The organism is Thalassotalea euphylliae (assembly GCF_042682785.1).
GTDB lineage: Bacteria > Pseudomonadota > Gammaproteobacteria > Enterobacterales > Alteromonadaceae > Thalassotalea_F > Thalassotalea_F euphylliae.
Genome location: NZ_JBHUIB010000003.1, coordinates 1058788 through 1083124, shown reverse-complemented (window position 1 = coordinate 1083124; position 24337 = coordinate 1058788). Strand labels below are relative to the sequence as shown.

The 24337-nt window shown below is 43.3% G+C and carries 23 protein-coding genes, 4 tRNA genes and 1 riboswitch; of the genes, 9 read left to right on the top strand and 18 right to left on the bottom strand.

Annotation, left to right across the window (positions count from 1 at the left end; all coding sequences use genetic code 11):
- Window positions 1-61 precede the first annotated feature (61 nt).
- Window positions 62-144: riboswitch (cyclic di-GMP riboswitch) on the top strand.
- Window positions 145-217: 73 nt separating this feature from the next.
- Entirely contained in the window at window positions 218-568 is a 351-nt protein-coding gene (locus ACFSJY_RS12225) for a DUF3718 domain-containing protein (protein WP_386034628.1), read from the top strand.
- Between the two features lie 102 nt (window positions 569-670).
- Here ACFSJY_RS12225 and ACFSJY_RS12220 read toward each other — a convergent pair whose 3' ends face one another.
- The 9 genes from ACFSJY_RS12220 to ACFSJY_RS12180 all read right to left on the bottom strand — a co-directional run bounded on the left by ACFSJY_RS12220 (window position 671) and on the right by ACFSJY_RS12180 (window position 3566).
- Window positions 671-1090 carry a DUF6691 family protein gene (locus ACFSJY_RS12220; protein ID WP_386034626.1) on the bottom strand — a complete coding sequence of 140 codons (420 nt, stop codon included), beginning with the start codon at window positions 1088-1090 and terminating at the stop codon, window positions 671-673.
- Window positions 1091-1099: 9 nt separating this feature from the next.
- On the bottom strand, window positions 1100-1528 hold the full coding sequence (locus ACFSJY_RS12215) for a YeeE/YedE family protein (protein WP_386034624.1): 429 nt from the start codon (window positions 1526-1528) through the stop codon (window positions 1100-1102).
- Window positions 1510-1875 (bottom strand): rhodanese-like domain-containing protein, encoded by a 366-nt coding sequence (locus ACFSJY_RS12210; protein WP_386034622.1) that lies wholly within the window; start codon window positions 1873-1875, stop codon window positions 1510-1512. Before ACFSJY_RS12210 ends, ACFSJY_RS12215 begins: the two co-directional genes overlap by 19 nt.
- Before the next feature lie 11 nt (window positions 1876-1886).
- Window positions 1887-2180: an ArsR/SmtB family transcription factor gene (locus tag ACFSJY_RS12205; RefSeq protein WP_386034620.1), complete on the bottom strand. Its 294-nt coding sequence runs from the start codon at window positions 2178-2180 to the stop codon at window positions 1887-1889.
- A gap of 163 nt (window positions 2181-2343) precedes the next feature.
- Complete coding sequence (locus tag ACFSJY_RS12200; protein WP_386034618.1) at window positions 2344-2703, bottom strand: hypothetical protein; 360 nt, start codon at window positions 2701-2703, stop codon at window positions 2344-2346.
- 440 nt (window positions 2704-3143) lie between these two features.
- Window positions 3144-3219: transfer RNA gene (locus tag ACFSJY_RS12195), tRNA-Val, on the bottom strand.
- 42 nt (window positions 3220-3261) lie between these two features.
- Window positions 3262-3337 (bottom strand) — tRNA-Val (locus ACFSJY_RS12190).
- A gap of 30 nt (window positions 3338-3367) precedes the next feature.
- Window positions 3368-3443 (bottom strand) — tRNA-Val (locus tag ACFSJY_RS12185).
- A 47-nt stretch (window positions 3444-3490) separates the two neighbouring features.
- Window positions 3491-3566: transfer RNA gene (locus tag ACFSJY_RS12180), tRNA-Val, on the bottom strand.
- A 256-nt stretch (window positions 3567-3822) separates the two neighbouring features.
- On the opposite strand from ACFSJY_RS12180, the gene gltX reads away from it, so the two are divergent.
- On the top strand, window positions 3823-5235 hold the full coding sequence (gltX, locus tag ACFSJY_RS12175) for a glutamate--tRNA ligase (RefSeq protein WP_386034616.1): 1413 nt from the start codon (window positions 3823-3825) through the stop codon (window positions 5233-5235).
- 53 nt (window positions 5236-5288) lie between these two features.
- Here the strand turns inward: gltX and ACFSJY_RS12170 are convergent, their stop codons facing one another.
- The 4 genes from ACFSJY_RS12170 to ACFSJY_RS12155 form a co-directional block, all read right to left on the bottom strand.
- Entirely contained in the window at window positions 5289-5552 is a 264-nt protein-coding gene (locus ACFSJY_RS12170) for a hypothetical protein (protein WP_386034614.1), read from the bottom strand.
- Between the two features lie 99 nt (window positions 5553-5651).
- A complete protein-coding gene (locus ACFSJY_RS12165; RefSeq protein WP_386034612.1) occupies window positions 5652-6371 on the bottom strand; it encodes a phytanoyl-CoA dioxygenase family protein in 720 nt (239 codons plus the stop codon).
- Entirely contained in the window at window positions 6368-8008 is a 1641-nt protein-coding gene (locus ACFSJY_RS12160; RefSeq protein ID WP_386034610.1) for a glycoside hydrolase family 43 protein, read from the bottom strand. Before ACFSJY_RS12160 ends, ACFSJY_RS12165 begins: the two co-directional genes overlap by 4 nt.
- An 8-nt stretch (window positions 8009-8016) precedes the next feature.
- Window positions 8017-9237 (bottom strand): glycoside hydrolase family 26 protein, encoded by a 1221-nt coding sequence (locus ACFSJY_RS12155; RefSeq protein ID WP_386034608.1) that lies wholly within the window; start codon window positions 9235-9237, stop codon window positions 8017-8019.
- Window positions 9238-9755: 518 nt separating this feature from the next.
- Here ACFSJY_RS12155 and ACFSJY_RS12150 point away from each other — a divergent pair.
- The 5 genes from ACFSJY_RS12150 to ACFSJY_RS12130 all read left to right on the top strand — a co-directional run bounded on the left by ACFSJY_RS12150 (window position 9756) and on the right by ACFSJY_RS12130 (window position 16015).
- A complete protein-coding gene (locus ACFSJY_RS12150; RefSeq protein WP_386034606.1) occupies window positions 9756-12710 on the top strand; it encodes a TonB-dependent receptor in 2955 nt (984 codons plus the stop codon).
- Between the two features lie 76 nt (window positions 12711-12786).
- Complete coding sequence (locus tag ACFSJY_RS12145; RefSeq protein WP_386034604.1) at window positions 12787-13818, top strand: LacI family DNA-binding transcriptional regulator; 1032 nt, start codon at window positions 12787-12789, stop codon at window positions 13816-13818.
- Window positions 13819-13922: 104 nt separating this feature from the next.
- Complete coding sequence (locus ACFSJY_RS12140) at window positions 13923-14966, top strand: LacI family DNA-binding transcriptional regulator (protein WP_386034602.1); 1044 nt, start codon at window positions 13923-13925, stop codon at window positions 14964-14966.
- Window positions 14967-15148: 182 nt separating this feature from the next.
- Window positions 15149-15508 carry a VOC family protein gene (locus ACFSJY_RS12135; RefSeq protein ID WP_386034600.1) on the top strand — a complete coding sequence of 120 codons (360 nt, stop codon included), beginning with the start codon at window positions 15149-15151 and terminating at the stop codon, window positions 15506-15508.
- A 66-nt stretch (window positions 15509-15574) separates the two neighbouring features.
- On the top strand, window positions 15575-16015 hold the full coding sequence (locus ACFSJY_RS12130; RefSeq protein WP_386034598.1) for an acyltransferase: 441 nt from the start codon (window positions 15575-15577) through the stop codon (window positions 16013-16015).
- Between the two features lie 95 nt (window positions 16016-16110).
- Here the strand turns inward: ACFSJY_RS12130 and ACFSJY_RS12125 are convergent, their stop codons facing one another.
- Together ACFSJY_RS12125 and ACFSJY_RS12120 are read right to left on the bottom strand one after the other, a co-directional pair.
- Window positions 16111-17472, bottom strand: a complete 1362-nt coding sequence (locus tag ACFSJY_RS12125; protein ID WP_386034596.1) for a glycerophosphodiester phosphodiesterase family protein — start codon at window positions 17470-17472, stop codon at window positions 16111-16113.
- 175 nt (window positions 17473-17647) lie between these two features.
- A complete protein-coding gene (locus ACFSJY_RS12120; RefSeq protein WP_386034594.1) occupies window positions 17648-18547 on the bottom strand; it encodes a helix-turn-helix domain-containing protein in 900 nt (299 codons plus the stop codon).
- A gap of 247 nt (window positions 18548-18794) precedes the next feature.
- Between ACFSJY_RS12120 and ACFSJY_RS12115 the strand changes: the two genes are divergently transcribed.
- Together ACFSJY_RS12115 and ACFSJY_RS12110 are read left to right on the top strand one after the other, a co-directional pair.
- Complete coding sequence (locus ACFSJY_RS12115; RefSeq protein ID WP_386034592.1) at window positions 18795-19787, top strand: alpha/beta hydrolase; 993 nt, start codon at window positions 18795-18797, stop codon at window positions 19785-19787.
- A 52-nt stretch (window positions 19788-19839) separates the two neighbouring features.
- Complete coding sequence (locus ACFSJY_RS12110; RefSeq protein ID WP_386034590.1) at window positions 19840-20352, top strand: nuclear transport factor 2 family protein; 513 nt, start codon at window positions 19840-19842, stop codon at window positions 20350-20352.
- Window positions 20353-20447: 95 nt separating this feature from the next.
- Here ACFSJY_RS12110 and tal read toward each other — a convergent pair whose 3' ends face one another.
- The 3 genes from tal to xylB are packed head-to-tail and all read right to left on the bottom strand — an operon-like array spanning window position 20448 to window position 24230.
- Complete coding sequence (gene tal / locus ACFSJY_RS12105) at window positions 20448-21389, bottom strand: transaldolase (RefSeq protein ID WP_386034588.1); 942 nt, start codon at window positions 21387-21389, stop codon at window positions 20448-20450.
- Between the two features lie 24 nt (window positions 21390-21413).
- On the bottom strand, window positions 21414-22730 hold the full coding sequence (gene xylA, locus ACFSJY_RS12100) for a xylose isomerase (protein WP_386034586.1): 1317 nt from the start codon (window positions 22728-22730) through the stop codon (window positions 21414-21416).
- Window positions 22731-22772: 42 nt separating this feature from the next.
- Complete coding sequence (gene xylB / locus ACFSJY_RS12095; RefSeq protein WP_386035035.1) at window positions 22773-24230, bottom strand: xylulokinase; 1458 nt, start codon at window positions 24228-24230, stop codon at window positions 22773-22775.
- Window positions 24231-24337 lie beyond the last annotated feature (107 nt).

Here is a 24337-nt window from a genome sequence, read left to right as displayed (position 1 = left end):
ATGTAACACTGTAGCCAGAATTATTGCTTGTGTATCAATATGTAATCCGTATAATGCGCCTCGCAAGAAACGGCAAGGTACCTGAAAGGGTATTACGCAAAGCTACCGGTCTAAGGTGAATACTACGACAGCGGGGCTACCTAATGCAGCAGGCACCTTTTGCGCGTTTCAATGTTTAACGTTTTAATTTTAAATTGTTGTAAAAGGGTCTATCTAAATGAAAAAGTTCTTCATCGTTTCTGCAGTTGCTTTGGTTTCTACTTTCACAGTTGCTCCATCAGCTAATGCTTCTACTAACCTAGCACAAAGCCTATGTGAGTATGTATCTGCAGACGACAAAAAGCGTCTTCGTTCTTTCCTAAAAAGCAACAACTTAAAAATCCGTTCGGTATTTGACGGTGTTCAGTGTAACGGTCAAAACCTTCTTGAGTTTGCATCAAGCCAAAATGCAATCAAAACAGGTTCTCTAATGATCAACAAATTACCTAAATCTAAAGTTGCTGACACTATTGCTTCAATCACTTCAGCTGAACTAGCTGAAAAAGCAAACAAGCGTGTTAACGGCTAATTGCTACGAGTAAATACATTGTTTTCCCTGTAAAAAAGCGAGCTTAATGCTCGCTTTTTTATTGTCTAGAAAAAATCAACTACAACACTACCTGTTTTCCTGCTAGCTTCGCTGTTTCGTTAACAACCGCATCATTGCCGTGCCGGTAACCATGCTTACTAAAAAAGTAATTGATTCTGTCGGATTGATGGTAAGTCCAGCTATGGCAGGTCCAGGACAATATCCGGCAAGCCCCCAGCCCAGGCCAAACAGCGCAGCGCCTAACAGCAGTCGAAAATCTATATTGGTTGTTCCTGGAAGGTGGTAACTGTTGCTAAACACCGGCGTTTTTTGTGTTCTGAATATCACGAGATAGCCTACTGTTGTGACGACTAGACCAGACGCCATGACAATAATAAGTCGCCAGTCCCAATTACCTGTGATATCGAGAAAGGCAATAACGACTTCAGGGTTAGTCATTTGTGAAATAGTGAGACCTAGGCCAAAAAGGGTTCCTGCAAATAAAGCGGATAGTTTTTTCATCAGTATCACCTAACGCACGATATTGACGAGCAACACTGTGAATATCGCAGTTGTCATGAAGACAAGAGTTGCGACAATGGATCGCTTTGAAAAACGGCTAATACCACAAATGCCATGACCACTCGTACAGCCGCTACCTAATTGGGTTCCTGCGCCCACTAGTAATCCAGATACAACAAGTAGCGGTGTTGAAAAGTCAGCCCGCACTTCAAAGGTAAAGCCAAACAGTGAATACGCTAGCCAACTACCAAGGACGATTCCAGTTATAAAAAAGAGGTGCCAGTTGTCGCGCCATTGTTGTTGAAACATGTTCGCAAAAATGCCACTTATGCCTGCTATACGACCTAGTAGTGCCATAAGAAAAACAGCACTCGCACCAATCAATATACCGCCAAGTGTTGCAGAGGAGATAATCGACGTTATGTTTTCTCCAGCCATGCTGTGTAGCCTCCCGTAAGTGAGTGTACTTGCTTAAAACCCATATCCATTAGCGACTTTGCTGCCAATATCGAGCGTTGTCCGCTTCGACAATATAGAAGAATATTCGTGTCACTTTTTTCTATTTCAGTTGGTTTGGCTTGAATATCGGGGTGGTTAGCAATTTGAAATTCCAACATGCCTTTAGACATGTGAGTCGCGTTTGGCAACATACCTTGGTTCACTTCTTCTTTCTCTCTCACATCGATGATGGTGAAGTGTGTTGTCGCTGTTAAATACTCATCTACACTCACCGTAGATACATGTTGCTGTGCATCGCTAACAAGATCTGATACTGGTCTTATCACGGAAACCTCAATTATTTAGGGCAAAAAAGTTGCTGTAACACATCGATAATTTTGATGCAGTTTTTGTCAGCAAGTTGGTAGTAAATGACTTGTGCCTCTCTTCTTGTCGAAACTAGGCGATGTTGTCTCAAAATAGCGAGATGCTGTGATAATGCCGATTGACTGATTTGTGAAATCTCAATCAACTCAGACACAGATTTCTCGTTCTCTATCAAAGCGCAAAGCACCATGAGCCTCACAGGATGGCTCAAGCGTTTAAGATAATCACTTGCTTCGCTAGCTTGTTGTCTAAATGCTTTATCCATTGCACTATCTTTAATATTAGGAGTTACTAAATTATAAATGTCTAAATTAGGGTTTTCTAATATAAAGATGGAATAGAAGTTTCGGAAATTTAGATCTGAAATTTATATACGATAAATTATGGAGGTGAAATATATGCCACAATGAGGTGGAGAAGGGCTAACACTAAGCAGCATTTAAGTCGATATGAGCGATGACGTAGCCATATTCTTTGTCCGTCAGTTTGCCATCCTCATGCAATGCCGTTGCTAATTCAAAGGTCCAAACTTTATTTGCTGGAGGAGAGGGGATAGCGATGTCTACTTTAAGCAGAGTTTCGTCCTCTATTTTATACCCTTTCGCTACTGCTTGTTTTGCACAATGGACAAGAATGTATTCTACCGCGTATTTGTCGACACTCGGCGCCCACGAATATTCCGTTTGGCAGGCAGTTTTTCTCTTCCCTTCGCCATCAAAATAAACTAACTCGCCGCTCGTGCATGCATTAATAAGTAGTGCGATAAAGGGAACAGTCAGTAAGCGCATTGAATATCCGTTGTGTTTTATTTGTGGAAGAACATATCTACAAATCCAATTTAACCGTTTGTATTTGAAGGATTCAAGCAATAGAGGGCTAATATCACTATCGGATTGGGTATTGCAAAGTGGAGGAGGTGCTCGCACCGCTATAACGCAGTGATATCTAATTGAAAACTACAAGGATAATAAAAGTGGTGGACGATACTGGGCTTGAACCAGTGTCGGTTCGGGCATTGTAAAGAGTAGAAGGTGCTCACACCGCTATAACGCAGTGATACCTAATTGAAAACTATATGGATGAATACAAGGATAATAAAAGTGGTGGACGATACTGGGCTTGAACCAGTGTCGGTTCGGGCATTGTAAAGAGTAGAAGGTGCTCGCACCGCTATAACGCAGTGATATCTAATTGAAAACTATAAGGATGAATACAAGGATAATAAAAGTGGTGGACGATACTGGGCTTGAACCAGTGACCCCCGCCTTGTAAGGGCGGTGCTCTCCCAACTGAGCTAATCGTCCATATATAATAGACTTCACAACCTGAACCCACTTGAGATGAAGTGGTGGACGATACTGGGCTTGAACCAGTGACCCCCGCCTTGTAAGGGCGGTGCTCTCCCAACTGAGCTAATCGTCCAGGTCATAAACGATATAATCTAAGAAGAAGTGGTGGACGATACTGGGCTTGAACCAGTGACCCCCGCCTTGTAAGGGCGGTGCTCTCCCAACTGAGCTAATCGTCCAGATTATATCTTCAGAAACGCGACTTCTTTCAATAACTTGACAGAAGTGGTGGACGGTACTGGGCTTGAACCAGTGACCCCCGCCTTGTAAGGGCGGTGCTCTCCCAACTGAGCTAACCGTCCGTCTCTGTGGGGGCGTATTATAGGCACCTCTAAAAACCTGTCAACACAAAATAGGGGATTTTTTCCAAAAATTAGCGCATTTCAGTTTAACTGCAGACTTTTTCAACAAAATGTTGGTTTTGCGAACTTTTCCCGTTAAATCCAATGATTTGTTCTAGACAAAAGCTGTCATAAAAAACATAGCGCTGGTAAAATACCGCGCAATTTTATAGACGAATTCAGAGCAATCGCTCAATTTTCATTTGGTGAGAATATTATGACTTTGACAACACGTTTTGCGCCAAGCCCGACGGGTTACCTTCACGTAGGTGGTGCACGTACTGCTTTATATAGCTGGCTATACGCGAAAAAGAACGGTGGCGATTTTATCCTTCGCATAGAAGACACTGATTTAGAGCGTTCAACACAAGAATCTGTTGATGCCATTATGGACGGTATGAACTGGTTGAAGTTAGATTGGACAAAAGGCCCTTACTTCCAAACTGAGCGTTTTGATCGCTATAAAGAAGTGATTCAACAATTGATTGAATCAGGCAACGCATACCGCTGTTACTGTACGCCTGAAGAAGTGGAAGCGATGCGTGAAGAAGCAAAGGCAAAAGGTGAAATTGAAAAGTATAACGGTATGTGGCGTGACCGCACAGACTATCCTGCAGATAAGCCTTACGTTATTCGCTTTAAAAACCCACTTGAGGGTGATGTTGTTATTAATGACATTGTCAAAGGTGACATTTCTATTAGCAACTCACAACTTGATGACTTAATTATCGCGCGTTCTGACGGCAGCCCAACGTACAACCTAACTGTGGTTGTTGATGACTGGGATATGAAAGTGTCACATGTGGTTCGTGGTGATGACCATATTAGCAATACGCCTAAGCAAATTAATATTCTTAAAGCGCTTGGCGCTGAAGTACCGCAATACGCGCACATTCCTATGATTTTAGGTGACGACGGCAAGCGTCTTTCAAAGCGCCACGGCGCCGTAAGTGTAATTCAATATCGTGATGAAGGTTACTTGCCTGAAGCGTTATTAAATTACTTAGTTCGTTTAGGCTGGTCACATGGCGACCAAGAAATCTTCTCAGTTGATGAAATGATTGAGTTGTTTGACCTTACAGGGTGTAACCGTGCACCGTCTGCATTTAACACTGACAAGCTTATTTGGGTTAACCAACACTACATGAAGACGCTTGAACCAACCTATGTAGCAGAGCACCTTGCATGGCACATGGCTGATCAAGGCATTAATACGGAAAATGGTCCAGCGTTAGAAGAAATCGTTAAAGTGCAAGCGGATCGTGTGAAAACACTAAAAGAAATGGCAGAAATTTCTCGCTACTTTTATGAAGACTTTTCTGAGTTCGATGCAACAGCGACTAAAAAACATCTACGTCCGGTAGCACAGCAACCACTAGAACTTGTCAAAGAAAAACTAGCAGCGCTAGATAACTGGGTAGCAGCAGATATTCACGCAGCGATTAACGCTACAGCTGAAGAGTTAGAGCTAGGTATGGGTAAAGTGGGTATGCCACTGCGCGTTGCTGCGACAGGTGCGGGTAACTCACCGTCGTTAGATGTGACGCTTGAAATCTTACCTAAAGATAAAGTGTTGGCACGTATCGATATGGCATTAGCGGTAATTGCTGAGCGTATTGCCAATAGCTAATGGCTTATACGACATATAAATAAGAGAAAAGGCCGTGTAATATACGGCCTTTTTTATATAAGTTGGTTTCTTTCTAAACCGCGGCGAATATTCTTACACAGCTTACCTAAGCGACTAACATCACCTAGTAGCGGTGTTTCACCGTTGTCTAATCGACTTTGCCATTCGCTGAGCTCAGTATCTGTTAGCTCTAGTAATTTCTTCGGGCAACCTATGCATTTACCTGCACATATCTGTGCTTCAGGTAACTCGAAAGGGAAAACCGTTCTCACTTCGTTGATAAGGAGCTGCATTGCGTCTCGCGCATTTGGTTTCATCGCAACCTCCCCAAGGTTGGTTTTGGTGAATGCATCATAGTCCTTTTTGTGAACTTTGCTGTTACAAAGTGTTTTCAACTAAAGTTCATTAGTAATGCACTAATCACGCTCCTCAACAATGGATTCTGTTGAAAACTGGTAGCGAATATTACGATAGATGCCAATATCGGTAATGTTTTCTGGCGTTCCTTGAGGAGCACAACGGTAATTGGTACTGACGCGGTATTTACCTGTCACAGGCAATACGCTATGCCAACAATGACCATGCAAGAACACAATACTGCCTTTTTTAGGGCTGAGCACGACTTTATCTTGCTCTGGGAATGATTCACTTAGCGAAGGGAGCATACCTTTTAAATGCGAACCTGGCATCACGAGTGTTTGACCGCCGGTGCCTTTTTCTGTGACATCCATGGTGTAGACTAATCGGTTCATATTAAAGAAGTGGCTATTATCAGGTGGGCAGTCTTGATGCCAAGCTTGGCCTTTTGTGCCTTGCTTTGAGAACATTACCATCGAGTATTGCTCGTACCAGCCGTCGTCTAAAATAGCTTGTGTAAGCGCTTTGAAACGCTCATCTTCAGATACCGTATTAAAAGCTAAACAACCTTCACGTTGCGGAAACCACGGTACGACTTCTACACCTGTTGTTTCTAAAAATTCATCGGTATGCCAAAACTCTGGTGAATAGCCAAATTGATCGAGGATCAGTTGGTCATATTGTTCCATCAATGCATCGTCGAAAAAGTTCTCAATAACGATATAACCATCACGCCAAAATTGCTTTGCTAGTGCGTCGTAGTCTAGTGTTTGAGTCATGAGTCTGTCTCTTTTTCGTGGTATTCAAAATAATCGAAGTCGGCGTGTAGCTTTTGCCCAGAAAGATCTTGGCAGGCTAAACCGTAGAATGCGCCTGTAAAACAAGGGTGGAAACGGGTTTCACCGTGTTCAACATAATCGTCAGACAAGATACTACCTTCGAGAATTGGTCCTATTTTTTGCCAGCCACCGTGGCCATTACCTTGTTGGCTCAATGCGTAATAAAATTGTAGGTTGGCGCCAAAAAACTCTGCTTTTAAGTAGACTTTTTCACAACCTGTAATCTCGATAGGATCCACGTTTGGCTGTGTAGTGACGTGATTGTCACAGGTCAGAATGGTTAAAAACTTACGACCTGAATATTCGCCAAAGTCATCACCAAATACATGCAGATAGTGATAATGGAACGTATTGTAATAACAGACTAACCCTGCCATTTGCTGGAAGTTTTGCGGCTCAAATTCAAGGCAGGTGCTCGCCATGGTTTCATGCGCTTGTACGCGCCGTGCGATCATACTTTGCTCAAAACACGAGCTAAGAGATTCTCTACCGTACAAACGCAAATAGCCTTTGCGTTCAGTGGTGTTAACCCAATCAGACGTCATAGGAATGCGCAGAGATTGAAAGTTTATATCAAGTGCTTGGTCGTTGAACTCGATATACGAGCGTGTTTGTTCAAACGTATGTTCGGGTAAATCAGGGGCTTCGACAAATTCCCGCGCAATGTTGCCGCCATGCGCTAAGTAAAGCCAGTCATCATCACGCCATTCAACTTTTTCAATCGCGCTTTCTCTGCCTGTAATGCAGCGCCCTAGTTCCGTTAACGGGCGGCCAGTAAGAAACACAGCGTACCAATCGCCATCTTGTGTTTCTACTAAGTCGCCATGGCCGAGCTTTTGAAGATAGGCCTCTGGATTGTATTTTGCCGTAATAATTGGATTTTCGGGATGTACTTCGTACGGGCCTAAAACACTGCGAGAGCGTGCGAGGGTGACGCAATGCTCATAGCTTGTGCCGCCTTCTGCGGTCAGCAGATAATACCAGCCGTTGCGTTTATAGATATGTGGGCCTTCGGTACGACCGTGCTTTGTACCTTCGAAAATATGGTGTATTTTGCCAACAAGTTTTTTTTCTTCTTTGCAGAACTCTTGTAAAACAACACCTCCGAAAAACTTGCCATTACGATGGTCCATCAACATGTTGACGAAATATGACTTTCCGTCGTCATCGTGAAACAGTGAAGAGTCAAAGCCACTTGCGTTTAAAAACGTAGGCTCAGACCAAGGACCATTAATATCTGTTGCTGTGACTAAATAATTTGGCGTATCTTTCCAATCGCCATTAAAGCTTTTTACATTACAATACAGTAAGTAGAAAACACCTTCGTGATGAGTGAGGCAGGGTGCCCATACGCCACATGAGTCGGGCACGCCGCGCATATCTAACTGTGATACACGGTCAAGTGGGCGGTTTATTAGCTGCCAGTTGACCAAATCTTTCGAGTGGTGAATTTGATAACCAGGAAACCACTCAAAGGTTGAAGTGACTATGTAGTAATCATCTTCAACACGTACAATATTAGGGTCTGGATTAAAGCCCCTCAATATTGGGTTTTGAATCATTTTTTGTTTACTCATAACAACCTCTAGTAATTTCCTGATTGCACCCAGCGTTGTGCATTGTTCACTTGTTCTAGCCAGCGCTGCTTTATATAGTCATTAACATGCACTCGGCTGTCGCCCCAGTTGCCTTGATTACAGCCTTGCTGACCTGCTGCAATGCCTGGTGAACAATGCCACATGCCTTGTGATTCCCAGTTTGCATTGATGTAGGCAACAGCACGGATAACGTCCTTGTTATCGTCGATGAAATCAAAAAACGGCTGGTACCAATTTTGCCAAATAGCTTCTGCAGTTGTGGCTGTAGGCAGGTTTTCTTGAATAGGGCTTTGGGTTAATCCTTCAATGCGATAACCCTGAGGCGCGGCTTCAGCAATAATCACCGGCTTCTGTTTATTACGCGCAAATTCTAACAATGCTTGTTGTCCTGCATCTGGCGTTGTTGGCGGTACATAATTCCATTGCGATAAATCACGATAAAATACAGACACACCCACCCAGTCAACAACGTCGTCACCGGGGTACCACGTATCTAGATGGTCAGGGTTCGCCGTATTGTATATGTCATTACCATAGCTATCCGGCCATGCCGCACCTTGCCAAACCGTTGCAACATTATTTGCATTGGCTTCGTCTAGCGCCAAGGCTATTTTTCGAAAAGCGGTTTTATAACTTGCTGGTTCGTAACAATTCCAAGGGCCGTCAAATTCATAGCCTATTCGCAAAAACACTTTTCGTGGTGCTAATGATGTTAAGTAGTTAACAAGCTCCTTTAATGCTTGGTCATATTTTCCATCAGTAAGGTTTTGACTATGAGGCGCTTGGTTACATTGATCGAGCGATAAGCCTAGTGCTAAGGCGGCATCAGGTGATTCTAGTAGTGTTTTTTCAAACGATACATCACCGGCTTGCCAGTTTGCTGATTGGAAAATGCCGAATAGGGTAGTGTCAGTGCTATTTGATTTAAGCTGCGAATATAGAGTGACACCCTCTATATTATCTTCTGGCATATTGGCAACGTATTCACTGATGGTGTCAGAGTCTTGACCGATGATCATCAGTGTTTTCCCATCTGGTGGGAGTAAGTTTTTGGTTGATGACGAACTTGACGTTGTTTCTTGTTTTATATCGACTGATTTTTGAGAACTATTATCGTTACATGCCGACATTACACATGTCGCGAGTATGCCCATTAAAAAATGCTTACGGCGTTGCTTATTACTGGATGTTGTTCTGCGCGTCGTCATGTCCAAGCCTGTATCTTGTTGTTTAGTTAAACGAGTGTTTACTTCACTAACCTTGTAAACCGTTGCTTTATTTTATTTATGTATAAATGTTAACGCTAACATGGTTTATTTTTTTTTAACGCTTGTCAACCAGTTTTTACAAGGCTACTTAGTCTTGTCATTGTGCTTATTCTATCTGCTATACATGAAGTACATCGGCTTTACATTAATAAGTAGAGCTATAACATTGTTCTAATACCTCATATAAACATTTCTTATAGGCACTGCGAATTTATTGGTGTTAAGTGCTGTGAAAGCTTTTTGAACGGCATGAATCCCTTACAAATAAAGGACCAGATAAAAACACAGACAAACTTTACTATTTCGTTTGCAATGTTGTGTTAACAGTGCTAGGTTAAATTTTAAACATTGTATTTGTTAGCGTTAACATTTTAAGGTTTGGCAGATGCAAGTTAAACAAAATGTGTGAATACCAAGATTATAAGTATAAATAACACTATGCCCTGGGGGGGGATAACATGAACAAGAAAGACTTGCTAAAACCCAGTGTTTTGTCATTGGCAATTGCGTCTACATTTTCTATGGCACCTGCATTAGCAGAGCAAACGGCAGCTGATGAAACGGAGGTGATTGAGGTACGTGGTATACGTTCTTCAGTGATTAAAGCGATGGACATTAAGCGTGACTCACAAGGTGTTGTCGATGCTATTTCTGCCGAAGATATTGGTAAGTTTCCTGATACTAACTTAGCTGAATCACTCCAGCGTATTTCGGGTGTTTCTATCGACCGTAAAAACAACGAAGGTAACCAAATTACCGTTCGTGGTTTTGGTCCGAGCTTTAACTTAGTGACATTAAATGGTCGTTCAATGCCATTTGCCGACTCACCAAAGCAAGAGGGCGCAGGTGGTACGCAAAACCGCAGTTTTAATTTTGAACAAATTGCCGCTGAGTCGGTGAGCGGTGTACAAATTTACAAAACGGCGCGCGCTGACGTTGCCTCTGGTGGTATTGGTGCAACAGTTAATATTGAAACTGCCAAACCGTTTAATTTCGACGGCTTTAAATCAGCATTTAGTGTTAAAGGTATTAACGATACAAGTGTTGAAAAGGGCGATGACGTGACACCGGAAGTGTCAGGTATGATCTCTAACAAATTTATGGATGGCAAGTTCGGCGTACTAGCGGCCGTTTCATACAGTGAGCGTCATAGCTCGCAAGAAATTATCGCGACCGACGGCTGGTTGCGTCAAACAGGTGGTAACTGTGAACTGGGTTACAACACGCCATTTAGCCCTGATTGTGGCGGCTCTGGCGGTTCTGTTGATGTTAGCGCGATTGACCCAAGTAAAAACCCAAATGGCAATATTTGGTTACCGCAAAACTTTAATATGGATGTTTCTCACCATGAGCGTGAGCGCACCAATGGTCAATTAGTACTTCAGTTTAAGCCAAATGATGATGTAGAAGTGGCGGTAGATTACTTCTATTCAAAATATGAAACCACCATTGAGCGTTACCAAACCGCTCACTGGATTGGCAACTGGGTATCAGCATCAGCGGATGAAAATGGTGTGTTAGCTAATATCGCTAATGGCGCTGGTGGTACGGATTTCCTCGGTTACTATGACGAAATTGAAACCGAAAATGACTCTGTTGGTATCAATGTAAAATGGCAAATTACTGATAATCTGAGCATGCAGTTTGACGCACATACCTCAGAATCGCATGCACAGCCAGATGGCACTATTTCAGAAAATTCATTGCTACTAACAAACTCTGATTTTGCATGTTTTGCTTATGAAGTCTGTTATGCAGGCCAATTTACGCTTGATTACGGTAGTTCAGACTTACCAATTCTTAACGATCCAGCTTCAATGGCAGCTAACGGGTTTGACGGTGACGTTCGCTGGTTGTATGACGGTACAGTGCGCACAGACCAATATGACCCATCATTAGTGGGCGGTAACTTAGCGATTGGCCGTGGTAACGAAGTCGAAAATACCATTGACCAAGTGAAGCTAGACTTTACCTGGTTGAATGATTCAGACAATGCGTTAGCAGCTATTAGATTTGGTGTTGGCTATGTTGATTTTAACTACGACACCACATGGCGCATGCACTTTACTGGTCTTGGCCGTGCATGGAACCCAAATGTGGATGACTTAACCTATGTTGATCGTGGTGGTTTAGGTTCAGAGTTTAGCGGCAGTGATTCTCTTTTTGACTACATAGTTGAGTTTGACGTAAACGAGCTACTTAACCGTGTCGATGACGAAGTAGGTTTTACTTACAACCCGAATGTTTTCAACGAAGTACAAGAAGAAACGGTGTCAGCTTATGTGCAGTTTGAATTTGAAACTGAATTCCAAGGTATGCCAATTGATATCGTTGCGGGCACTCGTTACGAAAGCACTGATGTGACAGGTAAAACTTCACAAGTAACGCCATATGCACTGCGCTATGTCAGTTTAACTGAGCTTCGCAGCCAGTTTGATGCAGAGCCAGTATACGGGACTACTGAGTTGTCAGGTGATTACACCTACTTCTTACCAAACTTGGACATCAGTGTTGAGTTCCAAGAAGATATGATCTTCCGTTTATCGGCAGGTCGCAGCTTAACGCGTAACGACTTAACAGCACTTCGTCCAGCGACTAACATTGCTAACTCTCGTCCAGCAGGTCCTTACCTTGCGTATCAAGGTAACCCGAATCTGAAACCATACGTTTCTGATAACTTTGATTTGAGTTATGAGTGGTATTACGACGAAGGTAGCTATGCGTCAGTGGGTTACTTCAAGAAGTGGGTAGACAACTACATTTCGAATAACACAACGTCTGGCAAGTTATACAACGCTGATGGTGTCGCATACACAGACCCTAGCCAAGGTGACTTAGGTACAGGTCCAAATGACTGTCCACTTAATGGTACTGACGCGCCAGTGTGTGACGGAACAGTGGTACCAAACTCACCAGATATTGACTGGCTAATTACAACACCTGTTAACAAAGACTCGGCAAGTGTTGATGGTATAGAACTGGCAGTTCAACATCTTTTCGGTGACACAGGTTTTGGTGTTCAAGCGAATGCGACATTTGTTGATGGTGACGTTGAATACGACGTACGTGAAGTGGAAGAGCAAACTGCATTAATTGGGTTGAGTGACTCAGCTAACCTTGTTGCTTTCTACGACAAAGACGGCTTCCAAGTGCGTATTGCGTACAACTGGCGTGACGAGTTCTTAGCTGCAACGGATCAACTTCGTGCGCCTGATGAGCCGGTATTTACTGAAGAGTACGGTCAGCTTGATGCGAACATGAGCTACGACATTAATGAAAACTTTACGGTATTCATTGAAGGGTTGAACTTAAACGAGGAATCACTTCGTCAACACGGTCGTTTCTCAAACCAACTGGTTAGTGCGCAAGAATTTGGTGCACGCTATAACGTAGGTATCCGCGGTACTTTCTAGGCCGCTAATCATTGGGAGCTGACGGCGAAAATCGACGTTAGCTCCTTCTATTTACTTAACTGAATTTTGGGAGATTATGGCTACCGCTAAACGAACAAAAATCAAAGACGTAGCACAAAGTGCAGGCGTATCCATGATGACGGTATCTCGTGTACTGAACCAAGACGCCAAAGTCAGTGAAACTACACGGGAAAAAGTGATGTCAGCGGTTAAAGCGTTGAACTATCGCCCGAATGTTTCTGCCCGCCGTTTAGCCAGTACCAAGTCTTTCTTTCTTGGGCTTATTTACGATAACCCTAGTGCCTCATACGTCAGTAAATTTTTACTTGGCGCGCTTAAAAAATGTCGAGCAAGTGGCTACCACTTAGTGGTTGATGAAGCTGACGTTGATATCAACAAAACACTAGATTCGGTTGCTGATTTAATTCACATCACAAAAGTCGATGGCATGATTCTACTGCCACCTTTATGTGACTCAGACTCAATTCTTACCATGTTGAAAGAGGCCAATGTGCCTTACATTCGCATTTCACCCGACGTCAACATCAACAATTCTCCCTACATTTGTATGGACGACTATCAAGCAGCGTTTGATGTTACCGAAGCGCTTATCAAGCAAGGGCACACGAGAATAGGACATATAATCGGCCACCCGAACCAAGGGGCGAGCCGTATGCGTTATCAAGGCTTTTTAGATGCGTTGCGTTCCAACAAGCTTTCTGTACCGCCGGAATTTATTGAACAAGGTTTTTTCGACTTCAAATCGGGTCTGAGTGCTGCGCAAAAACTATTAGCTTTAGAGGAACCACCAACAGCAATATTTGCTAGTAATGATGATATGGCTGCAGCAACGCTGACAGCGGCTCACATGTTGTCAAAAAAAGTGCCTGACGATTTAGCCATTGTTGGCTTTGATGATGCACAACTGGCGGTGACAGTGTGGCCGCATTTATCAACGGTCCGCCAACCAATCCAAGAAATGGCAGAAATGGCTGTTGAGCTGCTTGCGTCAGGACAATATGACGACCTATCCAAGGTCAGCAAAAGCGACTTTAGGCATGTGTTAGATTTTGAATTAATGGAACGCGAATCTAGCAAATTAACATAGCGCCTGTTCACGCTTTCTCGTCACAAGTTAACGATAACATTGAAAAGCGCGCGCTTTATTGGTGTAATTGAGCGATACCTATCGTTTAAAAGAACCAAAATTCAATGACTAAGACCAAGCGAGCCAGAATACAAGACGTGGCTGAAAAAGCCGGCGTATCAACAATGACAGTCTCGCGGGTGTTAAATAACGACGGTAAGGTTAGCGAAGACAAAACCGCTAAAGTCATGGCAGCTGTTCGTGAACTGAATTATCGCCCGAATGTTTCTGCCCGTCGGCTTGCCAGTAATAAGTCATTTTTCTTGGGCCTTCTTTATTTCGATTTAAATGCGTCGTACGTCAGCAAATTTTTACTTGGCGCGCTGAAACGATGCCGTGCCAGTGGTTACCATTTGGTCGTTGACGAAATTGATGAAAACATCGATACGTCATTAGAGTCAGTAAAAGACCTGATCAACATTACACAGGTTGATGGCATGATATTGCTACCGCCAGTAAGTGACCAACCCGAAGTACTTAATATTCTCAACGAATATAGCGTACCGTATGTGCGTATTGCACCAGACACAGATTTACAGGCATCACCATACGTGTGCATTGATGATTACCAAGCGGCATTTGAGATTACTCAGCATTTGATAGAGCAGGGACACACTAACATTGCCCATATCATTGGTAACCCAAACCAAGGGGCGAGTAGAATGCGCTATCAAGGCTATTTAGATGCGCTGCGTTCTAACCAAATTTCTGTGCCGCCTAGCTATATCGAACAGGGCTTGTTTACTTATAAATCGGGTATTGATGCGGCACAAAAGTTACTTAGCCAAGAGAGCGAGCAACTACCAAGTGCCATTTTTGCCGCAAATGACGAAATGGCAGCAGCAGTAATATCTGTCGCTCACATGAAGGGCTTGCAAGTACCTAAAGATATATCCGTTGTAGGTTTTGATGACGCACAACTTGCGACAACCATATCGCCACATCTCACCACTATCAGACAGCCAATTCAAGAAATGGCAGAACTTGCCATTGAACTGCTTGCCTCTGGTAAAGTCGATGGGGCAGAAAAAGGAAAGCCTCGCGATTGCCGTAATATTCTGGATTTTGAGATTATCGAACGAGAGTCTAGTGCTAAGCGCAAGGGGTAAGTTTAAGGCCTATCTGTAGGGAGAAAGCTTGGCGATAAATTTGCTGTATTGGATGGAAAGCCTCTTGTTTATTTATAAATATTCACTCCTGCCGATTCGATTATCTTATTACCTTACTTCTTCTCGGTAATATTATTTATTTTCGCTTTAGTCGAGTGAACTAAATTGTTTGAGGTTAAAAAATGGATGTAATTGATATAAGAACATTTATACCCTGTAAGGACTTTGACGTCTCTAAGTCTTTTTATACAGAAATTGGCTTTACTCCTGAAGATGCTTCTGAAGACCTCACGTTGTTCCAAAATGGTAAATGTTTTTTCTTTCTCCAACGATTTTATAATGAAGAACTAGCCAAAAATTTTATGTTGCAAGTATGTGTGGCTGATATTGATGCAGCGTTTGACCTGTGCGAAAAGTCTGCGCATAAAACCAAAATTTCCCCCATCCAACGCGAGAGGTGGGGCAAGGTATTCTTTGTTTGGGGCCCAGTAGGCGAATTGCTTCATATTACTGAGCTAAATAGTGAGTTGAAAACTAAGTAGGTAAGTATGTAATTTTTACTGCGCTAAACACTAATATAAGCTTTACTGATGAACAATAGAAAAAATATGACTGTAGCGTCGTTGGCTCAATACGTTAAAAAACGAAACGGGGTGCCGTTGGGGGCTAAACACTCATTACGGAATATGTTAACTCGCGCGCTTGGTGCTGGGTCATTCCCTGTGTTTTGGCAATATTGGAACCCTATTTGGGGTTATTATCTTTATCGCAAAGTTATGCAACCGTCATCCTCGTTTTTACCAGCGTGGCTAGCTGTTATTGTCACTTTTTTTATTAGTGGTGCGTTACATGATTTGGCTATAGCACTGGTGAAATGGCAGGTGTTTGTTTTCTTTACCCCGTGGTTTACGTTGATGGGGGCAATGGTGGTTGTCTCCAAATATTTTTCAATCTCGTATAGCAAATTACCATGGTTCGCGCGTTCGTTAATTAATATAGCGTGGATAGTATCCGCTTTTTTCACGACAAAACTGTTTATGACCTTGTAGGTCATGCAAACAGATTGAGAAAATGCTCTACTTAGAATAGAGAACGCCATAGTCTGAGATTTAGCCAGGCTATAGCGTTTCTTTAAAGGCTGTAATTAGATACTCGCAGGCATTCCCATACAGCTAGCGTAGTAAGTAGTTGTTCCTGGCCAATCAGAGAATACACCTAGTACACCAACATCTTTTGCTAGTACATGTAACAGTTTAAGCTGGTCACCGTCGTTATTGGTTATGTTTCCAATGGTTTGGTAATACCATCCGCCACCTGAAGCGAGTGGGCCAGAGCGTTCTAATGTCCAAGTAATAATGCCTAAACCAGCGTCTTTTGCGGCTTTAGCATAGTCAGAAGGCACAATGCCTCCGTTCTCTTCTGTAACGAGCATCCATGTTGGCGGTGCAAGAATTTTTACACCTTGTTCGACGAGTTCCTCCATGGTTGGCGACCACGTTGCTGAATCTGCCACGTTAAAGCTTGGGTCACTATATCTGCCATCAAGATATACCGCTTGCTCACCAAATGCAGGTTCATTAGCTATCCAGTATTGCACGTCGGCTAAATTGAACGACTGTGCCCATACTTGGTCCGGCGATACGTCAGCTGCCTTGTATTCGTCTACCATTTTTTGTGCGTAATCTTCTTGTGTAAATCCATCAAATGGCATTTCAACACTCGGTGATTTTAGCTCTGGTGTCATTTTCGCGTTTAACGATTTAAAAAGCTCAATGCTTTCTGCGTGGCTTAGCAGCGTGCCGCGACTGGAGTACAAGTCCGTGCGCCAGCCCGCTGTGCCGTCCATATATTCTGCTACAGTTGTGCCGTTTGAATTGGCAGCATCCATTTTTCCTTTAAGCGTTTTAAACTCCGCAAGCGTTATATCACTGGTGCAGCACATAGCTTGTGCAGGCGTGCCAGTGGCAGGGTTTGCTGGAACAAATGGCGTTGTACACTTCGACGCTAGTTCGGTTTCGAGAATATTGGTAGTGGTGTGTAAGTCACATTGCGAATGGCGACATACCAATTCTTTATCTTGGGTGAAGGTAACGTCACATTCAAGTATACCGGCACCCATTCTCGCAGCTGCTTCGTATGATTCTTTTGTATGTTCAGGGTATTGCATTGGTGCGCCACGGTGGCCAATAGAGAAGTCAGTTTTATAGAAAGGGCCTTCAGCACAGGCCTGCATGGCTTCTTTTAGTTCACCGCCATCCATATCATCAACAAGGAAGAAGGGGCGGCTGCCTAGCTGAATGTTTAAAGCATCGCCCGCTGGAACTTGCACTAGAACAGGTACTTCAACAGTTTCTATTTCTTTAACTATTACAGGCACTTCAATAGTTTCAACTTCTTTGACGACAACTTGTGTTTGTACTTCTTTTATTTCAACATCGTCGTCATCACACGCGCTTAATCCTAAAACTGCACTACTCACGATCATTATTTTGGTTATTTTGTTCATGTTTCATCCGTAAATTAAAAATTGAACGACATAAACTACGGAGGGAAGATGACAATTATTTGTCTGTAAAATGAACTATTTGTGCTGTTATTCTTGAATTTTAACGACAGTTTTATGGCAGAAATATTGAAGAATCGTGACGTTGAATATGTTGACCTCTAGTAACTTAAGGTGGTTATTGCTGCTTGCTAAATTGCCCAGGTGTCATGCCAAAATGTGCTTTGAATACACGTGTAAAATGCGATTGATCATTAAAGCCTAAGTCATGGCTAATGGCGGCAATATTTGGTTTATCGCCAGTAAGCAACTGTTTAGCCTGTAATAACCGCTTGTTCATTAAGAATTGGTAGGGGGTTACGCTAGTAAATTTCTTAAACTCTCGTAGAAAATAAAACTTGCTGCAATGCAGTTGCTCTGCCAAATCATCAACCGATATAGGTTTTCCTATGTTGTCATTTATATAGTTTTCTATGACGTCTACTTGCCCTTGGTCAAATTTCGATGCCATATGTTGCGAATTGACTAGATCGAGATAATTTGAGTAGTTCTGTACATAGTGCGTGGCTAACAAAGAGACTAGGTTTTTTAAGTACAGATTGCCATTTCTGCCTTTGCCATTAACTTCCAGCATAAACAATTCAATAATGCCTTTAATAGTATCGTCAACGACGTTGTAGTTATTTAAAAAGTGCAGCTTCTTGTCACGAATGTCGAGCGGGCAAGCGGCTAAGAATTCAGACTCTTCTATGGCCAAAATGACAAAATAGCAAGGCTCTGAGATATCATGCGTGAATGGGGTTTTAGGTGGGTTTATCCAAATATTCCCGGGTGACGTGCTGAGAGAGACGATATCGCCGTCTTTCTCAATATTCCAATGTAAGTCTTTTTCTAATGCCAGCGCGAAATAGAAGTAGGGCGTATAAACATTTTGCGGATAAAAATGAGGCGATGTTCCTTTCTCTAAGACAATGCCTGACCAGTCTAGTGCATGGTTTGAGAACTCAATATCCAAAACGTCGCCACAATTTGATATTTGATCGCTGTCAAAGTCAAAAAACTTGAGCGTAGACTTCATTACTTTGCGTTCCTCTTCGTTTGCACGTTCTGGCTTTTATTGGCTTTGGTACTTTTTAGTGTATCGGCATTTTTCAGTGTTGTGCAACGCACTTCTCTTCAATAGCAATAATCTACCAAAACCAAAGCAGCAATCTCCAATTTATAAAAACAAGTGGTTGATAACCTGTACTTACTTAAAACGGGTCAGGCGTTTAACAAAGACATGAACGCGCTGACTACAATGGTAAACAATGCTAGGAGCAGTCATGTTTAAACAACTACTTGTTTCGATACTCGGTTTACTGTCACTGTCATCAGTGGCGTTAGCAAACGAAGCACATCAATCAAATCAACCGGAGGTTACACCCATGCAAGCACTTCAACTAGACACGAACGCAGGTACATTAGCCGCAAACCTATATTTACCTGAAGGCTACTCTGGCAACGCAAGTGAAAAATTACCTGTCGTTGTCGTCACAGGTGCTTGGACAACCGTAAAAGAGCAAATGGCAGCGGTTTACGCGAAAGCACTAGCTGACAAAGGTTATGCTGCATTGACGTTTGATTTCGAAGGCTGGGGAGAGAGCGGTAAACAAAATACTCAAGTCGCAAAATATCTAGAAGATCCGGTACGGAAAACAGAAAACATTCGCGCGGTTATTGAAGCTGTTTCTGGTTTGCCCTTTGTTGACGATACGCGTATTGCAGGTGTTGCAGTATGCGCATCATCTGGCTATATGCTCGATGCTGCATTGAATAGCGATAGCATTAAAGCTGTTGCCGTTGTTGCTCCTTGGTTGCATGACAAAGCAATGGCGACTGCAATATACGGTGGCGAACAGAGCGTGCAACAATTACTGGCTGCATCAGCATCGGCAAAAGTGAGCAATAAGCCGGTGTATATTGAGGCGGCAAGCTTAACAAACGAAAGCGCTTTGATGTATCAAGCGCCATATTACACAGAAAAAGACCGCGGCCTGATACCTGAGTACGACAATAAATTCAATGTAGCATCTTGGGACGGTTGGTTGAATTATGACGCCCAGTTAAGTGCAGCAACTATAGACAAGCCTGTTTTGATGGTTGCATCAAAGGACATGGCGTTACCTGCAGGCGCAGAGCAATACCTTGAGAAAGCACAAGATAATGTTAAAGCAGTTTGGTTTGATGGGTACTCTCAATTTGATTTTTATGACCAAGCCAATGCCGTATCGGACGCTGTAAATGCTATCGACCAACACTTCAAAACTAACTTATAGGTTGCGTGTAATGAAGACTAAATCCTTTTTTTACTTGCTATGTGGGGTGCTAATGATGTCAATGTCAGTAAACGCAATGACACAGGACGAGGCAAAAATAAAACGTACTGTAAATGGTTTTTCTGTACTTGCCGATCAAGGGGCGTTTGAGTATTTGGGCCGACTTCTAACTACAAACGTGGTTGTAGACTACACCTCTCTATTTGGCGGAGACGCTGAAATCCTGACTCGTGAACAACTAATGAAGCGTTGGGCGGGATTTCTACCAGGGTTTGATACCACCTTTCATGAGCTTGAAGACCCACAAGTTGTGATGAGTCAAAACAAAGCGACAGTTAACGTAGCGTTTACGGCGAGTCATTGGCTTGGCGAAAAAGGTTATTGGCAAATATTCGGCACCTATAAATTTGAGCTTTCAAAGGAAGATAATTCATGGAAAATTTCGTCAATAAAAACTATTGGCGAGAATGAGAAGGGCAGCCGAGAAATGTTGGGAGAAGTTGCACAATTTGCAGAGCAGAACCTAAAGAGCGCACAAGCAGAACTCGTTAACTACACGAAATAAATGGTGCTTTACACTTCATGAAAATAAATAAGGTGGGAGTCGACATACCGGGGAGTGTGGCATCAACCGTTAACTCCCACCTTGAGTAACTAGCGCTAATCAGCGATACGTTGCTTCACTAGCTGTTCTAAAATGACTTGGTCTTTAGCAAAGTTACGAATACCTTCACTGAGTTTCTCAACCGCCATGGCGTCTTCATTGTGCTGCCATAAGAAGGTTTGCTCTGTGAGTGGTGTAATATCACTTTGCGGTTTAGGGCTTACCATGTCGCGAGACAATTTAGTGACTAATTCTCCCTCGCTTTCTTGTAGTTCGCTAAGCAACTTAGGCGAAATGGTCAGCAAGTCACAACCTGCCAATTCGATGATTTCACCAATGTTTCTAAAGCTCGCGCCCATAACAACGGTGTTGTAGTCGTACTGCTTGTAGTATTGGTAAATACGGGTGACAGACTGCACACCTGGGTCGTTTGCGCCTTGATAGTCATTGCCATCTTTGTTTTTGTACCAGTCGAGGATACGACCCACAAACGGCGAGATCAGTGTTACCTTAGCTTCTGCGCAGGCAACCGCTTGTGCCATTGAAAAAAGCAACGTTAAGTTGCACGCTATGCCTTCTTTCTCAAGTTGTTCTGCAGCTTTGATACCTTGCCATGTTGACGCAAGCTTTATCAGTACGCGGTCGCGCGAAACACCTGCTTTTTCATATAGCGCGATAAGCTTTCTACCTTTTTCGATTGATGCTTGTGTATCAAAAGATAAACGGGCATCTACTTCGCTCGAAATACGGCCAGGAATGTGTTTTAAAATTTCACGCCCAAAATTAACAATCAATTGATCGCAAATGTCATCGATATCACTACCAGCGGTGTTGATGGCGTCATCAATCAACGATTGATATTGCTCAAGCTTTGCCGCTTGCAAGATAAGTGATGGATTGGTGGTGGCATCGACAGGGCTTAACGCCTTAATCGAGTCCACGTCACCACTGTCTGCGACGACAGTGGTGACTTGTTTCAGTTGTTCTAATAAGTTCATAACTCACTCATGAATCACAGGAGGTTATAAATAGCGGCTCAAGATATTTTCTAATAACTCTTGACGGCCTGACACATGTGTTGGGTTCACATTGTTGCTGTGCACGTATTGAGACAAGCTTTCTAAGCTCTCTTCGCCCGCCAAAATGCGTTGACCTAAATTATCGTTCCAGCCAGCGTAACGTTGTTCGACAAAGTTTGACAACGGTGCTTCTTCAATCAACTTAGCGGCGTTGATTAGCGCTTTTGCCATGGTATCCATACCACCAATGTGACCATGGAATAGGTCATCACGCTCAGAAGACTGACGACGAATTTTAGTGTCGAAGTTGAAGCCACCCGTTGTTAAACCTCCAGCTTTTAAAATTTCATACATCACTAATGTGCACTCGTACACATCGTTCGGGAATTGGTCTGTATCCCAACCGTTTTGCGGGTCACCTCGGTTAGCATCAACGCTACCCATAATGCCTTCTGCACAAGCAAGCGCAATTTCGTGGTGGAAGCTGTGGCCCGCGAGTGTTGCGTGGTTTGCTTCAATGTTAACTTTTACTTCGTCTTGTAAGCCGTGCTTGTGAAGGAAGCCCGCGACAGTAGCAGTATCATAGTCGTATTGGTGTTTTGTTGGCTCTTGTGGCTTAGGTTCAATAAGGATTGTGCCTTTGAATCCAATTTTGTGTTTGTGCTCGATCACCATTTTTAAGAAACGTGCGTATTGTTCGCCTTCACGTTTAAGATCAGTGTTTAGCAGTGTTTCGTAACCTTCGCGACCACCCCAAAGGACATAGTTTTCACCGCCAAGGCGATGAGTTGCTTCTAAAACATGCTTAACTTGTGCTGCAGCATATGCAAATACTTGAGGGTCTGGGTTAGTCGAACCACCTGCACAAAAGCGCGGGTTTGAGAATAAGTTCGCAGTACCCCATAGCAATTTGGTACCTGTGCGCTCCATTTCTTGACCAAAAATATCAACAATACGAGACACATTGTCATGGCTTTGCTGGAGTGTTTCGCCTTCCGGTGCAATATCTGTGTCGTGGAAGCAGAAGTAAGGTACGCCAAGCTTTTCGAAAAACTCAAACGCGACTTTTGCTTTTGCCTCAGCATGTTCTACTTGATCGCCAAACGGTGATATCCACGGACGCTCAAATGTGCCTGCGCCAAAAATATCACTGCCAGGCCAACACAAGGTATGCCAGTAACAAGCTGCAAAGCGTAAGTGCTCTTTCATGGTCTTGCCAAGTATTACTTTGTTTTCGTCGTAGTAACGAAAAGCAAGCGGGTTTGTTGACTGTTCACCTTCGTATTTTATTTTGCTTACGTTTGTAAAAAATTCGCTCATGATTTTCCCCTGATTTATATCAATCTATTTTTTGTATGTTCACTAAAACTGGCCTTTTAAGGCCTGATAAAGCTGTTTAAATTTTTCGTATTGCCCGATGTAGTAGCTTTGCATTTGGCTATCTGGTGCTATCGTTTGTTTAACTTTGCCTGGCAAACAGATATCAGATGCAGGCACCTTGGAATGACCTATTTGTGCTAGGCGCGCTGCGCCGAAAGCCGGACCAACTTCACCACCATCTCTGTAGGTCAATGTCATATCTAAAACGCTTGCGAGAATTTTGCCCCACAGCGCACTGCGAGCACCGCCGCCAATCACCGACACTTCATCGATTTGTGTGCCAGCGTCTTTAAGCACTTGTTGTCCGTCGGCAAAGGCAAAGGCTACGCCTTCAAGCACAGCTCGCCCCAGTTCGGCGCGGTTTGTATTGAGACCTAAGCCAAAGAATACGCCTTTGGCATTTGGGTCGTTGTGCGGGGTGCGTTCGCCAGATAGATAAGGCAGGAAGATAACGCTGCCAGGCTTTGAAAAATCAAGCTCTGCAACTTCTGAAAGTAGCGCAGCTTCGTTTTCAGCGCCTGTTAGCTCTGTTACCCAAGTTAAACAACTAGCAGCACTCAGAATCACTGACATTTGGTGCCATGTATCTGGAATACAATGACAAAATGCATGCACTGCGCCTGCTGGGTTTGGCTGAAAGCTTGGGTTTGCGACAAAATAAACACCGGATGTACCAAGCGATAAAAACGCTTGATGCGGATTGATAACGCCAATGCCTGCAGCCCCAGCAGCATTGTCTCCGGCACCTGCCACAACTGGCACTTGTGCCATTCCCCAGCTCTCAGCCACATCAGCAAGAAGGTGTCCGGTGACTTCAGTACCTTCATAAAGCTTGGGCATTTGAGCTACTCGCATGTTTGTTGCGTGTAACATTTTTTCGGACCAGCTACGCTTTTCAACGTCCAACCAAAGGGTACCTGCACTGTCTGACATGTCTGAAGCGAAGTCCCCAGTCATTAATAGTCTTAAGTAATCTTTGGGTAACAGGACTTTAGCGACTCGTGCAAAATTCTCTGGCTCGTGTTTTTCTAGCCATACGAGTTTGGGGGCAGTAAAGCCAGGCATGGCAATATTGCCGGTAATCTCGCGGCTTTTTGGCTCACGCTGTTCAATGTTTTCGCACTCTGCTGCACTGCGTCCATCATTCCATAAAATGGCTGGACGAATGATTTGGTTGTTGGCGTCAAGCAGGGTAGCACCGTGCATTTGCCCAGACAGGCCAACTGCTTTTACATCAGCTAAATGCTCAGGGTGCATTGCTTTGATGTGAGCAATAGCGTTGTTTGTTGCTTGCCACCAATGAGTTGGATCTTGTTCTGACCAAAGTGGTTTTGGACGAGAAACGTTAAGTGGACTGCTTGCTTGAGCAACAAGTTCACCTCGTTCGCTCAAGATAACTACTTTGACGCCTGACGTGCCTAAGTCGATTCCTAGGTACATTATCATTCGCTCCATTTAATATTCTTATTTAATGTTAGCGCTAACATTATCAATAACATTTGAAACAGGCAACAGTATTTGTACGAAATTACGCCTGTTTCTGAGGG